Source organism: Pseudomonas migulae NBRC 103157 (assembly GCF_002091715.1).
Lineage (GTDB): Bacteria > Pseudomonadota > Gammaproteobacteria > Pseudomonadales > Pseudomonadaceae > Aquipseudomonas > Aquipseudomonas migulae_A.
Genome location: NZ_BDAG01000002.1, coordinates 79,527 through 94,973, shown reverse-complemented (window position 1 = coordinate 94,973; position 15,447 = coordinate 79,527). Strand labels below are relative to the sequence as shown.

The 15,447-nt window shown below is 55.4% G+C and carries 11 protein-coding genes; 4 read left to right on the top strand and 7 right to left on the bottom strand.

Annotated features, from left to right (window positions below; genetic code table 11):
• Positions 1-92 precede the first annotated feature (92 nt).
• From PMI01S_RS02660 to PMI01S_RS02645, 4 genes are read left to right on the top strand one after another with little or no spacing between them, the layout of a single operon-like run.
• Positions 93-965 (top strand): hypothetical protein, encoded by an 873-nt coding sequence (locus tag PMI01S_RS02660; protein ID WP_084317904.1) that lies wholly within the window; start codon positions 93-95, stop codon positions 963-965.
• Entirely contained in the window at positions 965-3,916 is a 2,952-nt protein-coding gene (locus tag PMI01S_RS02655; protein ID WP_084317903.1) for a coiled-coil domain-containing protein, read from the top strand. Before PMI01S_RS02660 ends, PMI01S_RS02655 begins: the two co-directional genes overlap by 1 nt.
• A complete protein-coding gene (locus PMI01S_RS02650) occupies positions 3,913-5,319 on the top strand; it encodes a hypothetical protein (protein ID WP_084317902.1) in 1,407 nt (468 codons plus the stop codon). The genes PMI01S_RS02655 and PMI01S_RS02650 overlap by 4 nt, the downstream gene beginning before the upstream one ends.
• Positions 5,303-5,866 (top strand): condensin complex protein MksE, encoded by a 564-nt coding sequence (locus PMI01S_RS02645; RefSeq protein ID WP_024678242.1) that lies wholly within the window; start codon positions 5,303-5,305, stop codon positions 5,864-5,866. Before PMI01S_RS02650 ends, PMI01S_RS02645 begins: the two co-directional genes overlap by 17 nt.
• Positions 5,867-5,909: 43 nt before the next feature.
• Here the strand turns inward: PMI01S_RS02645 and tnpB are convergent, their stop codons facing one another.
• The 7 genes from tnpB to PMI01S_RS02610 all read right to left on the bottom strand — a co-directional run bounded on the left by tnpB (position 5,910) and on the right by PMI01S_RS02610 (position 15,446).
• A complete protein-coding gene (tnpB, locus tag PMI01S_RS32310) occupies positions 5,910-6,131 on the bottom strand; it encodes an IS66 family insertion sequence element accessory protein TnpB (RefSeq protein ID WP_139273005.1) in 222 nt (73 codons plus the stop codon).
• A 77-nt stretch (positions 6,132-6,208) separates the two neighbouring features.
• Positions 6,209-6,526 carry an IS66-like element accessory protein TnpA gene (tnpA, locus tag PMI01S_RS02635; protein ID WP_084317901.1) on the bottom strand — a complete coding sequence of 106 codons (318 nt, stop codon included), beginning with the start codon at positions 6,524-6,526 and terminating at the stop codon, positions 6,209-6,211.
• Positions 6,527-6,746: 220 nt separating this feature from the next.
• The gene (locus PMI01S_RS02630; RefSeq protein ID WP_084317900.1) at positions 6,747-9,317 is read right to left on the bottom strand and encodes an AAA family ATPase; all 2,571 of its coding nucleotides are present in this window, start codon (positions 9,315-9,317) and stop codon (positions 6,747-6,749) included.
• A gap of 365 nt (positions 9,318-9,682) precedes the next feature.
• A complete protein-coding gene (locus PMI01S_RS02625; RefSeq protein ID WP_084317899.1) occupies positions 9,683-11,137 on the bottom strand; it encodes a tyrosine-type recombinase/integrase in 1,455 nt (484 codons plus the stop codon).
• Between the two features lie 402 nt (positions 11,138-11,539).
• Entirely contained in the window at positions 11,540-12,241 is a 702-nt protein-coding gene (locus PMI01S_RS02620) for a VIT1/CCC1 transporter family protein (protein ID WP_084317898.1), read from the bottom strand.
• Between the two features lie 69 nt (positions 12,242-12,310).
• The gene (locus PMI01S_RS02615) at positions 12,311-13,282 is read right to left on the bottom strand and encodes an FAD:protein FMN transferase (RefSeq protein WP_235864408.1); all 972 of its coding nucleotides are present in this window, start codon (positions 13,280-13,282) and stop codon (positions 12,311-12,313) included.
• Positions 13,266-15,446 (bottom strand): PepSY domain-containing protein, encoded by a 2,181-nt coding sequence (locus tag PMI01S_RS02610; protein WP_084317897.1) that lies wholly within the window; start codon positions 15,444-15,446, stop codon positions 13,266-13,268. The genes PMI01S_RS02615 and PMI01S_RS02610 overlap by 17 nt, the downstream gene beginning before the upstream one ends.
• Position 15,447: the final 1 nt, after the last annotated feature.

Here is a 15,447-nt window from a genome sequence, read left to right as displayed (position 1 = left end):
AGAGAAATAGAGCTGCTCGGTGACTGGCGCATCATGTATGCGGCAGCTCAATCGGGTGGGCCGTTTAGCTCGGTAGCCGCGACGAGCGGTATATGCTTCAGCCAAGAAACCTTATGGTTTCACTTGTTTCGCAGAGCGCAAGGGATGCAATGTCGAGGATCTACACCTATCTGAACTCAATCAGCTCTGGTCAGCCGATCAACTTTGAGGCTTTTGCTAAGGAATTGAAGAAGCATGGCAAAGGTGCTGGCTATCTGTTCGATACGTTTTCAACGTCGAAAATTGGAAAGAGCAGCTATCAGGTGGCTGTCTTGCGTGAGGATCGCTTTGCGGAGCTGATTCGTGAACACGCTCCATCAGAAGTTGCGGGTCGTATTGGTGCTGCTTTGGACGGAAGTAGCCACGCAGCAGCAGTAAGCGGCTCGCTTTTGATAACACGAAGCATGGTCCATCCTCATCCAAGCGTAGTTCTTCTGAGCAAGCATGGATGGGAAGCACCTAACACTCTCCGGCCAGCGGCGTTGCTGGTGGAAAATCTCGAGAATTTCCTAGCTCTCAAACAGACCGTCGACATCCTGGCCGACTGTGGCGTAGCTGAGCAAAGTGAAAGTTTCGATGTCATTTTCAGCGCCGGTAATCAGATCACCAACAGACTGAATATGCCATTTCTCAGCCAATACCAGAGGCTGTACTGCCTTTTTGATGTCGACTTAGGTGGACTGACAATGTATCGAACCCTTCTCAAAGGGCTGCCAGACGGGCACCGGGTCGTGTTTGTGTACCCTGATGATATCGCACACCGGTTAAGCGCTTCCAAATACTCACTAAATCAGCAAACGAGACAAGATCTCCTTGAGTTCGTTGGTCTATCCAAGGAAACCAATGAGCTGATCGGACTTATGCGAGACAGCCAAAAAGCGCTAGAGCAGGAAACCTATTTGATGTCGACAACGACAAGGGACTGATGATGTTGAGCGATTCCTCTGCGTTCCAGGATGTATACAAATTCCACAGGCTGATTTTTGTTAACAGTGCTGCCTATGCCTACACCGTAATCCGCGTGGACAAGCACACCGCTTTGTGTGGCCAGAACAACCTCGGAAAGACCTCGATGCTGAATGCATTGAAGCTTTTTTTGCTGCCACACGAGAACTTCAAGAGCTGCGCTAAGAAATTCGCCTTCAAGGGGCCGGCCGGGACGTACTACTCGACTGATGCTAGCTACAGCTACTATTTCCCGGAAAACCACTCCTTCATCATCCTCGAAGCAGAGAACATGCACGGCCCGTTCTGTTTGGTCCTGCACCGAGGGAATCGACCATTCTCATACGGCCGTATGGCAGTACCTTGCATGTATGCCGATATCCAGCACATGTTTTGGGACCTTGAGTCGCCCATCAATGGAGGCATGGGGGCTCCGATAGAAGGCATCTCACTTTCTGGTGTGCTTTCGGATCTCCGAGCTCGGGGCGGGGAGGCAATGAACGACGGTGCTGTCATTCGCCAGCGGCTCTTCGGTCAACAGGCTCTTAATCGTGAGGAGGGCCGATTCTGCTTGCTGCCTCTTAGGAATGGCGGTACAGCACGCGAGATCGAAGCGTGGAAGATGCTAATCCACCTGGCCTTCGACATTGGGGCGAAGGACAGCCGCACTCTGCCGGATACTATTGCTACGATCATCGAGGGGGATAAGGACCGTAAGAATGCAGAGCTGAGTGTCAGCCTGAGCGAGATCCTCGATGACTATGAGAACCTGAAAAAAGAAGGCGATCGCCTGGCGGACATAGAAAGCGCGCGGAGGTCTTGGGAGAGCTTTGATAACCAGTTCCAACTGTTTGAGACGAAATCCGAACTGATCGTTCAGAGTATCGTCGATGTTGAGCATGCCTTGGCTGAAAGGCAGTCCAGCATTCTTGATGATGTTAAGGCAGCATCCGAGAGATATCAGGCTCTTGATGTGGCTCACTCAGCTAAGAGACAGCACCACGGTCTGGTCAAGGCTGAGTATCTGAAGCTGGCTGGAGCACTGAGTCTCCGGCATAAGGATCTGGACGGTGTCCAAAAGCAGCTATTCAAGGTCAGCGAGATTCTTCGGCGTTACCCTGGCACAACAGAGCATGAGGTCCGCGAGCTTTTATCCGATCTCTCCGCAGAGTTGACCGCAGAGATCGAGACCCTGACAAACAAGGTTCAGAGCGCTGAACAACTAGCCCAGGCGATCAGGAATAAGAACAGTCTTTTCCATCAGCGCGACCAACTCCGAAAAATTCTTGATGAACATGTGGAAACTGTTCTCGAGCAGGTCGATCGTCACAGTGCGTCGGTTCTGAGTAGCTTGAACTCTACGCTGTTCACCAAGTTGACTCCTCGACTCAACTCTGACCAGAAGCAAGCCATCAAAGAGTTTGGCTGCCTATTCCAGGAGCGAGGTTCTTTCATCAGCTTCCTGAGCCAGGAGACCTCATTTGGTTTCATGTCTTTCGACCCGACCAGAGCAAGGAAGCAGCACGAGCAAGACCTGATCAAACTGGATGACGATATCAAGGACTGTGATGACCTCATTCAGCGCCTAAACGATGACAGTAAGTTGACTGCTGAGCAGGCCAAGGAGAAAGCTAAGAAGCTGACCCGCGAGCGGATTGAAATTGATGAAGAGGTTCAACTACTCAGTCGGCATGGCTACATGCGCGAGCAGCAGAAAGCATTGGAACTTGAGGTGGGGGAACAGACGGTAGAGTTGGCCAAGCTACATGAGAGTGTGGCGGATGCCGCCGGCGAGCTGGAGGACCTAGCGGTACAGGTTGAGCGCGCAAAAGAAGTGCTCGCCAGGGTCAGGAAGGAAAACGAAGATCTGCGCAATTACCTTGAGCAGATCCGGAACGTAGCTGAGATCACTTTAGGATTCCTTTCGATCCGCGAAATGAAGCTGAAAGCTCGCGATACTTTCTTTCACCCTAGCCAGATCAAGGAGATTTCCCAGTTCGCTTCTGAGGTAGCCAAGAGCAGAGAAGCTCTGCAAGTGGCCTTGGATGAACTGCTGAAACGTAACTTGCTGGGCGAAGAGGGCAGAGACTTTGGCTACCATGCTTTCCATGACTTGAGTCGGATGCGTAGCTGTCGGAGAGCTTTCGCGGCGATGTTTGGCACCTTGGAAGGTGAGCAGCAGACCTACCAGGCCAAGGTCACCGCGCATAACTCGAATACCTCTATTCAAATCGACGAAATCAAACACGCCAGAAGGATGATCAAGGAGTTCGAGAAAGAGGTAGATGACCAGCTCTCGGAGTTCAGTGTGTCTGACCTCGAGGCGATCGAGATTTACTGCGTATTGAATCCCCATTTCGAAGAGCTGTTGGTCGATATTGACTCCATAAACCTCATGACAACCGGGCTCCACGAGAAGCGCTTGTATGAACGATTACGAGCTTTCTGTACCGAGTTCTTTGTTAACGGTGGCCGTCGGGGGACCACCCTGGATATGAGCCTACTGATTGATCGGGTTGGATATCGGTACCGCAAGCGTGGGCATGACAAGTACACCGAAGAGGATCAATCCAACGGTACTACGGCAATGATTAACTGCCGCCTGCTATCGATTCTTCTGCGTAGGCTGCTGGTTGCGAATACACAGATCTGTTTGCCATTGGTAATGGATGAGCTGTCGAATCTGAGCCACTTGAATCTGAAGGCTGCGCGTGGCATCGCTGAGTCAGAAGGGTTCGTGCTGTTCGGGGCAACGCCGGAGCCGACGTCTACTATCGCGAAAGTAATCGAAAACTACATCGACCTTTCGCATTTTCTCGCCACCGACAGGGCATACAGCCACTTACGTCGAGTGATCTACACAGGTGAAAGCGAGTCGCTGAGAACAAAGAAAGATCCCGCCGATGCTGTTGCGGAGATCACTGCCGGATGATCGTTGCAGCAGACAAAACGGTCATGCTCATGATCGAGCATAAGCACATTTTTCTTGATCTTATCGACATCATGGATGAAGGCTCGGCTGGCGAAGAAGTGTCAACTCGCCTGTACGAGTCCCAAGTGATGAAGCTGCTTGATTCGCTGGGAGACAGTAAGTCCGATCGGCAAAAAATTGAAGCGGCCTTCGACGTGCGTAACCTCGTCCGAGCAAGCCTGATATTGCACCATGACACCAAGCGAGGAGTCATTGCCTTCGCCCCGTTTTTGATCGAGTTATTTCGCCACTTTGATAGATCGCGTCTTCGACAGCTGAGTAGCGCCGATCTTGAGGCGCTGTGCGACAGCTTCAATGATAGTCTTGAAAAGCTTCGCGATTTGACAGTGATTGAGCAGGGGAACGACACGTTCGAGGATGAGCTTAAGCTACTCCGGGAACGCATCCGCTACGCTCAAGGGAAGATCAAGGAGAACGTGGACAGTCTTCAGGGGCAGACTCTTCGCCTGGCGGAGATCGTCGAAGTGATGAGCCTTGAGAACCTCGACGAGGTGAAGCAGGCTCGCGGTGCTTTGCAGGCGATCACCCGAATCTACGGTAGGCATGTTCTCCCCACATTGCAGTTCCTCAACGAGAGGGAACCTCTGAAGAAAGGCCTGCCGGCACTCACTGCCTTGCTGCGGATATCCGAGATGTTCCGCGATGCCAAGTTGCCAAAATTGGGTCAGCAGGTTCTCTATGCAGTGGCATCCATTCGCTCCTATCGCTACGACGTGGAGGTCATCAGCAAGTCTCTGCAGCGCTACGTGCATCAGAATGAACGTCAGCGTCGTGAGTACGACCAGGTTGAGAGTGTTTTCAACGATCTACTGGCTGCCTGTCGGGAGCTCCATGACGGGAAACTAAGGGGCAACCTCATCCCTAAAGATCATGAGGTACTGGAGCGTTTCTCTACCTTCAAAGGCATGAAGAGGCAGAGAGCCGATAGCAAGATTGAATGGCACAACGTAGACCATTGGCTTCACATTCAGGAGCATCTGCGGAGTAGCCTGGATTCACTTAAAAATACCCAAGTAACAACAACGTCTGTTGAGCCAGTGGGAGAGGACGTGCTCAAAGCCAGGCGTGCTTTAGACGTGCGCAGAAAACTAATTGGAAGGCTGATAGATGAGTGGCATGTTCAGGTTGGGCCTGACGCCCATGCGTCGCTTCACGCACATCTGGCCCAGCAGATCAGCGACTACGAAATTGCTGACCTAGTGGAAGGCGTGTCTTGGCTAAAGCACCGAGAGGACATTGTGCTAACCCCTCGATTCCAGTTAGGGGTGATTGAGGATGACAGGCAGAAGTTGACCTATTACAAATTGAGGATCGAGGAGCAGGGCAGTGAGACAACAGCTTAGCCAAGCCATCTACAAAGAGTTGATGTCGGGGAAGGTGATCAACAAAGACACCTACGAGAATGGTGAAATAAAACCCAACCCGCTCTTCGAAGAGATGCTCAATAACTACGATCAGAGCTACAAGCCCTTGTACTTGAACATCGGGTTTGAGTTGGTGATGCGGAATGGCTTTATCTACATCCGTTCAGTCGAGCGCGATGAGGAGTACAGCGAGGTGGTCAGGAAAATACAGGTTCTGCTGTTGATCCTTGCTCGCGGACTGCATGAACAGGGCTACCAGCTTGATATTCTGCGCGACGGGGAAGCTGGTGTGTCTGATGGGATCATGGAGGAGATCGGGAAGGGAGAAGACAAACAAGATGTCATGTCTGCCAGCAACATGAAAGGGGAGGCTCTTGCATCTGCAGTTAGGAAAAATCTCGAGCAGCGTGGGATCGCCTACAGGAATGCAAAAGGCAATCTGGTATTGACTCATGCTGGATTAGCGTTCTTTGACGACGTATTTAAGTACAGTAATGCTGAACCAGGTGCAGTTATGGTGGCTTGAGTTTCCGGCTTTATCAATTGGTAGATGGTTTCTTTACCCTCCATCACATCCTCGACATAGATACCACCAATGCCTGGAGCTGCTCAGAATTCAGCTCCATTAGGTCGCCATGCCGATTACTCGGCCAGGAAAACCTCCTCTGATGCAGACACCGTGCCGCCAACCAAACGCCTAGTCCGTCGTGCACCAACACCTTCATGCGATTGCCTCGGCGGTTGGCAAAGAGATAAGCACAGTGCGGCTGCGCCGCACCGAAGACAGCCACGACCCGGGCGAGCGCTTACTCGGTGCCGGAGCGAATATCCATCGGTTCGGTGGCCAGCCAAATTGCGTCGATGCGGATCACGAAGCAAGTCCACGGACAAAACTGACACATCCTTCGGGATCGGAAGATGGCCATTTCACCGTGATGGTGTGCTCGCCAAATGGCAGCTCGATGATCACCGATGACTCGGCCTGCCTTTTCGGGGCGACCTTTACCGGAACAAACGCCGACAGGGTTGCGGGTAGTTGATCTCGGAAAAGTGGTAGCCAGTTACGGATCACGTTGGCATTGATGCCATGACTGATGGCCACGCTGGAAATGGAGGCGCCGGGCTGCAGGCATTCCTGGACAACCTGGGCTTTGAACGACTTGGAGTAAGAGCTTCGTTGGCGCATTTAAGGGCTATCGCGTCCGCTTAAAAATAAGCGGACACCATCGCCCTTAATTTGGGAGATCGGTAGGCGTGTTCACCGTTCGCTTACACCTCAGCGCAAGGTGGGATGCCCGGATGGTTACCCCAAGTCGTCGTCAGCGAACGGTCAATCCGTTAATCGTGTTGATTGCGCCGCTCGCCAAGCGGCGCAATCAGATGATTGTTCTGCGTGGTTTCTGAGTTTAAGCTGCCTTTTTCCTTCGGCCTTCCAAGTCATCTCGCCACTGCTTGAGCGATTCAATGTCGGCTTTCAGTTCGGGCTCTTCTGGAGCTTGTACCGGCATCTCATCAGACTGGCTGTGCTCAAAGCAGCTGTATTTGGTCATCAACTCGTCAATTTTTTGAAGATCCTCACGGGTGATCCCGAGAAGGGCAGGCAGACGACCATCTGTGGAAATGCCGCGCCTATGGCGTACGACGATTTTAAACAGAAGGTCATCTTCAACCGACCTTTCGATTAATTTCCTGAAATCGCTACAGATACCTTGAGCTAAGGCATAGTAAGCAGTTGCACCTGAATCTTCGCCCGCTTTCTTGGCGTCCCTGACGCGAGTCAGCAGGATGTTGTTTGCGGTCTTCGTCGAGCTATTCCACACTGCTTGATCAGCAGGGTGTCCTGATGCTCCACCAAAGGACTCGATGCACATTTGCTGGAAGTTATCCTTCTTCCAAGAATCACCAACTTTCTTGGCAACGTCATCCATCGCTCCGTAAAGCGAAAGCCTGTGCGTAAAAATAAGGACCTGCCGTTCTTTAGCCAATTCAGCTAATCGGCATGCGACTTTCCATTCGAAATCATGATCTAGCGACGAGATTGGGTCATCGAAAATGAAAGGGGCGACACCTGGTTTGTCGGTAACGTCCGCAAGGAAAGCTGCAAGGGATATGATCCTACGCTCACCTTCGCTCAACACTTTGTCAGGCGAGTGATCACCATTTTTGAGAGCTTTGAGTTTGAGTTGATGAAGCACTCTACCCCGAGTGGTTCTGGTCTTTATCAACTCAACCTGAATTCGGGTGGCACCTAGAGCACGCAGCTCATCATTGAAGCGCTTGACGTATAACTCGGTAACCACGCTTTCGGAGATTTCGGTTGCCTTGTTAGAGATACGACGAGAGCTTGCACTAGTCTTCAGCTTGTCGAGCAGCTTGTGGTCCTTGAGCCTCTGTTGTTCCTTCCTGACTGCTTCACTTTGCTGCGAAACCCATTGGCTAGCCTCCAATGAGGTTTTATCAGCGACAGCTTTCGGCCTGTCGAACTGAAGCGCATCTTGATCGAATTGGTCTGCTTCCAAAGTCAGCTGCTGCGCGAATTGTTCAAGTACAAGGAGATTCGCGGCTACATCGGGGACCGTACCCGCCAAGCCTGACTGCTCGTGATCCAGCAGGGCTTTCCTCGATTCTCCGACACCTCTCCAAAAGCCCCACACTGCTGCCATCCACTCAGGCGTGGTCAAAGCTGCCGCAGTGCACTGCGTCTGTACCTCGGCCTCCGTCGGGCTGTTAGGAAGCATACGGAGAGTTTCGCTGTAAGTTTGCTCGGCAGACTTTGCATCTGTTTCCAGGCGGCTTTGTACAAACAGCTCGAAATCGTTGAGTCGATCTTGGGCTTTAGCCGATAGTTCTTGATGGCAGAGCACGCAGCGCCCGTCCACGGTAACTGGATAATGCTGGTCCGGATACGGCGTTTGGGAATATGCGCGAGCCGCCTCCCACATTGCTTTCCATGTCGGCGTACCGACGCCTTCTAAAATCGCTGATTTGGCCTGCGCGCCTTCGATCGCAATACGTCGTTTGTCACGGGCGTTTGATCGCTGAGTGCGGATAGTTTGGATCTGCTCAGCGCCGAACGCCGCCACGGCTATCTTGATGCCTTTGACGATATTGGTTACTTGGACGCAGGTGTCGCGTTTCTGTTTCGCAAGCGATGAGGGATCACTGGTCTTCAGTCGTTCATTGAGCGCTTCTAAACTACCTGCGTTCTCTGGAGTCCAGCGTAAAAGATTATCGACAGCTGATGGTGCCAGCGCGCTAAGGCCTTGATAGCTCTTGCCGGCGCTCGTGTCTTTGAGGGTAGCGGGGATAGCCGGGAGCTGGCTCACAAGCTGATCTTGTTCAGCCTGCAAGGTGTCCCTAACCGAATCAGTCGCATTGGCCAGCTTCTCGAACAAACCCATGATGGGCGGGCTGTACGTGGCCGCGCTTTCGCTTTTCAGGTAATGGAGCGCCTCTTCACTATCGAAGATGTCTATCTCCCGCAATTGTTCAATCGCGGGGTGGGTGATATGCCATTCAACGCTTTCCGATGACTGATCCAGTTCAAAGCTGAGGGTGCATTTGCTGGAAGCTGGAGCCGCTTGGAAAACGTTTGGTTTGAGATCACTGGCGCGAGCTTTGCCTGTCGCTTTTTTCAGAATCCTCGTGTAACAGGACTTGCCGGACCCATTATGCCCGTAGATAACCGTTAAATTGCCGGTACCAAAGTCTAAAGGCGCCCTGGGACCAAGGCTCTCAATTCCTGTGACGTCTGCAATACTTCGCAATCGGAGCACAGAGCCAGCTGGAGCGTGTGTTAGCTCATCGAATGTTCGATGTTTCGAGACGGCCTGCCCTGACGGCGTTTTTAACAGTGCGGCAATCTGGGAAATGTCATCCTGGGTGAGATCACCGTTTTTAAGCAGCCGATCAGCAGCCTCCTGAAGCCAGTCCGGCTGCTCAAGTAGCCAGATGCGTACCTGTCCCTGCGCGTCCATACGATTCCCTTCTGATTATAAGTCAGGAGACGCTAGCAGAGTGCCATTAGCTTAGCAATTTAGCGCGCACTTTTAAAATTGCAGTCTTCGCGCTGCGTCCATGATGTGCGGCTGGCTTACACTGTTGCTGCCGCACAAGTGGGAGTTCGTTTAACTACGCAAGGTGAATCGTCCCCGGTTTAGTAGACGCGTTGAGTGCCTGCTTTTGGCTCGTTGCCAGCGGCTGAATCGCCGCTACTTTTTTAGACGTGCGACTGGCAACTGCTGGCCGACTTTTGCCGGTCATGATGGGCAGAAATCGAGCCAAATAGCGCGCTCGGCGATGTCATACGAAACTATGATTACTCAGTACTGAAGATGCCGACTTATGAAGTCGGTAGCAATCCATTCTCGGTATAGGCTGGGAAAGAAATCATCGACTCGGCCGGAGGGTGCTCGTAGGCGGAGGACAACACAGCACTGAGTCGATCGCCCAGCAGATTCCAGGCACGTTTCTTCTCTTCGGCATAGTCGTGATGCAGGTAGTGGCGTCTCACCCTAGAACCGGCCAGCACATGGTTTTGGCAGCGATCGATGACGTCCAGGCTGACCCCCAAAGCCTGCATCATGGTTGCGCCCGTACGGCGCAGGTCGTGCGGCGTCCAGTCGCCGTTCTGGCCGTCGGCCAGGACCAGGGTATTGTCATGACGCCGTCTAGAGAGGGCCTTGCGGTTTTTGAAGCGAGCCTGGCGGTCACCGACCTGCTTGCTCACCACTTTCACGTCCACATGCCCTTCATCCTGCTTGTTGGGAAAACACCACTGTGAATCTCCCGTCAGGGTTTTGAGTTCCTGAAAGAAATGCAGGGCAAAGGGGGAGAGGAAGACATGGTGGTCCTGCTTCTTGCCCCGGGTGCCCTTGACGTTTTCACTGGGGAGGAACCAGGTCTGCTGGTCCAGATCGATATTTTTCCATTCGGCCTGCAGCAATTCACCAATCCGGCACAGCGTGCCCAGGCTAATCCAGAGCGCGAGCTGCGTTTCCTTCTTTAGCGGCCGAATGCCGTCGTATTTTTGTCCCGCGGGGAGGACGTCGTAATCGGCGGTCATTTGCTGGAAACGATTGTGCAGTTCCAACAGCTCCGCCGGGGAAAGGATGCGGCTTCTTTCTGCCTCGTAGTGAGCTGGGATCAGAGGGGAGATGTCGACCAGCTCAGTTGGATCACCCTCGATCAATAAGACCCGCCAAGGTTGGCGCTTTCTAGCCCAGCTAAACATCTGGGAAAGGTCGGCGAAGAAACTGATGGCTTGCCGGTGAGCGCCGCGGTTGACCACGGTGCGGATCAGCGCCCGAACATCGTGTTCGGAGACGCTGCTCACTGCGGTCTTGCCGAGTGCTGGCAAAAGGTCCTTGTTAAAGCGTCGTTGCAACTCGGCATTGCCATCTTTACGCGCGACGCCATCCAACAGCCAGGCCTTGGCCAGATCCTGGACGGTCAGCGTTTGCACCTTCGTCGTTTTTACTTGTTCGGCCTCTACGTTAGCCGCGGCGTATGCCTGTGCCTTGGCAGTTTTCTTGTGCTCGTTGGGATTGATTTGCTCATCAATGAGTGCCCGTGCCTGGTTGCGGGCCTTGCGAATGTCCGTCAGGGATTTGCGTGGCCAGGACCCGCAGGCGTATTCTTTGTTCTGGTCGCCCCACCGATAGCGATAGAAAAAGCTGACCGACACGCCGTCCTTACGCAGGGAAATTCGACCCGCGAGATTGCCATCTTCCCGGAGGATTCGGCCTGCATCGTTGGCGGTCAGCGACTCGAGTTCTTTGATGGTGATTTTTGCCATAAAATGGGTTCCCCCTACTTTTACCCCCACAAAAACGTCGGCTCTTGATGGACGTTACTGGACTCTTGTAGAGCAGAACACCGCTGGAGCTCAAGTAAATACTAGCTTGGAAAAATCCAGAGTAAAATTCTGGAAGCTTTCAAGAAGTATGAAAAAGGAGATGGGGTGCTAGGGGTAGAGTGTTCGAATCACTCCGTCCCGACCATATAATTCAAGGGGTTGCGAGATTTTATCTCGCGACCCCTTTTTATTTTAAAGCGTTTTTACCCCTACAAAACGGCTGGTTCTGGGTGGAATCTTAGGTCGCGCGTTGTTTCTGGAAAGGCTGTACAAGGGGGGCGCTGATTGGCAAGAACCAACAACCTCCGCCTCCCCCTTTGCGTTTCGAGAGGGTACGCCTTACTAAACCACCGCTCCGAAAAGCGATCCCACCATTGCCGTAATGCCCATAGCCAGCGCACCCCAGAATGTCACCCGCCAGGCCCCGGTGATGACCTTGGCTCCGCCGGCCTTGGCGGCGATGGCGCCTAGTGTCCCGAGAAACACCAAGGACATGCCTGATATCCAGGGCACCACGCTGTGCTCCGGCGCGACAAACGTCACCGCCAGCGGTAACGCGGCACCCACCACGAAACTGGCGGCGGAGGCGAGGGCAGCTTGCAAGGGTTTGGCGGTGAGGGTGGCGCTGATGCCCAGCTCGTCCCGGGCGTGAGAGCCCAGTGCGTCATGGGCCATCAATTGATCGGCCACTTGATGGGCCAGTTCGGGTGATACGCCGCGATGCATGTAGATGTTGGCGAGCTCGATGTGCTCGGCTTTCGGGTCGCTCGACAGTTCTGCCCGTTCGCGGGACAGATCGGCCCGCTCGGTATCGGCCTGGGAATGTACGGAGATGTACTCGCCAGCGGCCATGGACATGGCTCCGGCCATCAGGCCCGCCATTCCGGTGACCAGCAATGTGGCGTGGCTGGCATTGGCGGCCGCGACGCCCATCAACAGGCTGGCGGTAGAGACAATCCCGTCGTTGGCGCCCAGGACGGCGGCGCGCAGCCAGCCGATACGATCGCTTCGGTGTGCCTCGGTGTGCCTGTGCATGAATTTCATTGTTTAACAGGACTCCCTGTCATTCGGCGGTTCACGTCGGACGGGTTCCGAGCGGGCCGGCAATCGGTGTCAGCGAGTTTCAATTTGCGCCTGCAACTGGCCGCCGACAATGGATATTTCTTTGAATTGTTCACCCTCGCGCAGCACGAACAACGCGTCCATGCCGCGTTCCTGAGCCAGACGTGGGCCCTTGGTTTCGCCCAGGACCATCAACGCCGTGGCCCAGGCATCGGCGAGCATGCACGAGGCCGCCACCACGGTGACGGCGGCGAGCGGGTTGCACAGCGGCGCGCCGGTGGCCGGGTTCATGGTATGAGCATAGGACTGACCGGCCACGTCCACCCAATGTCGATAGTCCCCGGAGGTCGCGATAGCGGCATCGCCAAGTTCCATCACGCCCATGACTTCACGCACGCCCCGGTGGGGCTTTTCCAGGGCCACGACCCAGCATTGGCCGTCAGGTTTGACGCCCCTGGCGCGCATTTCGCCATCGATGCCGACCAGGTAGCGGGTGATGCCCAAACCCTCCAGGCAACGGGCCAGTTCATCCACGCCGAAACCTTTGGCGATGCCACTCAAGTCAAGGTTCAGCGGCACGCGCTTGCGCGCCTGATTGCGTTGCGGGTCAACCACCAATGCGGCGCTGGCCAACAGCCGTGCGCGCAGCGGCATCGTGCCGATCGCCTGCTCTGTGATTGTCTGTTCCCCGGGGCCGAACCCCCAGGCGTTCACCAGGTCTCCGACAGCGATGTCGAAGGCGCCGCCCGATTGATGACTGACGCGCAGTGCAGCAGACAGCACCGTGGCCAGTTCCTTGGGCACGGACACCCATTCCTGCTCAGGGGCGGCGTTGAGGCGGTTGATGTCCGAGTCGGGTTTCCAGGTGGACATTTGCTGGTCCACTCGGGCCACGGCGCGCGCCAGGCGATGGCCAACGTCGTCGGCATCGATCCCGGCCCCGGCATAAAACAGGGCGGTGTAGCGAGTGCCCATGGTTTCGCCGTTCAGGCTATAGCGCTGCAACTCAGTAGACGTCTTCACGGTAGCGTCCTTGTGCCTTGAGGGTCAGCACACTCAGGTTGAGAGGCGCCAACACTTCATCGAAGGCCTGCATCACGCCTTTGGCCATTTCGCGGCTGCCACACACCAGCACCTGGGCACCTTTTTCAATCAGTCGGCGCAAAGCCAAGGCATCGCCGATCAGCCGGTCCTGAACGTAGCAGCGGTCCTGAGCTTGAGAGAAGGCCGCGCGCAGTGCCGTGAGGCGACGGTCTGACAAGTATTGGTTGAGCTCCGGTTCATAGAGAAAGTCCGAGGTCGGGTTGCGCCCGCCCCAATACAAGTGCATCGGGTGCCTGGCCTTATTGTTGCGGATAAAACCGGCCAGAGGACCGATGCCGGTACCGGCGCCGATCAGGATCACCGGGTGTGCGCCTGACGCCGGACGAAATTGCGGGTTGGGCTGGATAAAAGCTTCGATCTGCGCGCCGATGTTCAGGCCATGAAGGAATTCCGAGCACATGCCACCGTTGTGTTTACGCACACAGATCTCCAGCACGCCGTCCTGGGAGCCGCTGGCCAGCGAGTAGAAACGCGGGATCGGGCTGCCGGGGGGCACAATCCCGACCAGGTCACCGGCCAGAAAACCCGGCAGCTCGCCGCAGGCTTTGAAGCGCAGGATGTGGGTCGGTGCATTCACCTGTTCGCCATAGGCAATCCGATCTGTCAGCTGCAATTGATGGGTACGCGGTTGCTGCGGGGTGTGAACCAGCACCAGATCCTGCCCCAATACTTCGCCCAACGCATGACCCCAGCGGGCAAACTCCTGAGAGGACTGGCGGTTGACGGTTTCCAACCCCAGCAATGGCGAGCCACCGGCCTGCAACATCGCGTCCTGCACCTGATGGGCGTACTGACAGAACTGCGCAAACTGACGGTCGCCCAGGCCCAGCACCGCAAAAGGCAGACCGGGCTTGAGGCCGGTTTTGGCCAGCCGCGCCAGGAACTGCGAAGCCGAGGCCGGCGCATCGCCGTCACCGTGGGTCGCGGTGAGGATGAACACCCGTTGGGCTTTGCGGTAATCACCCACCCAATCATTCATCGCCGCGCTGTGCACCTGATGACCACTCTGGTGCAAGGCGTCGTGCAAGGTTTTGGCAAAGCCCCAGGTGCTGTTATTTTCACTGCCCACCAGAATCACGCTGTCGGCGGAGTGGGCAGGGCTGTTGTGGCGGATATTCGGGCCAGCCTTGCGGCGGCGCCACCACAACAGAATGCCGGTCACGCTCATCAACGGCACGCAGAGGGCGCAGAGTCCAAGCGGCAGGCCCAGCCACCAGAGGCCTTCGCCGGTGTGCAACTGATAGATCCATTCGTAGAGGTTGTGCATCGAGTCGTGGGCTTGATAGGACAACAAGGCGCCGCTGGCCTGATCCACGTAGCCGTCGCCCTGGGCCGTGCGCAGGGAAAACACATCGTTCGGGTTGCCAGGGCTCGGGTAAACCAGCTCGCGCAGATCGTTGAGGTCGGTGGCCTGCAAGGCTTGCAGCGTCGCCACCGGCAAGGCCGGGCCGGCGCTGACGTGGGCGGGGAAGGCGGGCTCACTTTGACTGCCGTCGGTGATAAAGCCGAAAGTGGTGGCTGACATGTAGAGCCCGCTCAATGCCGACAGCAGCAGCCCGAGCAGTGTCAGTCGCCCGACTTCCGCATGCCAGCGCTGGCTGAAGGTGCCCCGCAACGGCCGCAGCAGGTTACGCCAGCCGCCCAGGCGCCGGGCCAGCAATAGCGTACCGGACACCGACAGCATCAGCATGAACAGCGCGCCGACACCCGCCACCCCATGGCCCGGCGTGCCAAGAAACAGCGAGCGATGCAGGTCTTTCACCCAGCGTGTGAACGAGGAGGGTTCGTGAGGTGCGAGGCCTTTGCCGGTCAGTGGGTCGACCTGTTCCGCCCCGGCCTGGCCGTTCTGGTTGTAGTAAACGATCACCGAACCGGACGCTGTGCGCTGGATCTGCTCCACGCCCGAAAAGTGGCTGGCAACGCGCCCGGCCAGTTGACCGACGTTCAGTTGTCCGGCAGGAGTGGACGTGCTGTGCAGGCGTTCCAGGGCCGGGTCGACAGACAGGATCGCGCCGCTGATGGCCAACAACATGACCAGCAGGGCGGCGATCAGGCCAGGTAGGGAATGGAACTGACGAAGCATG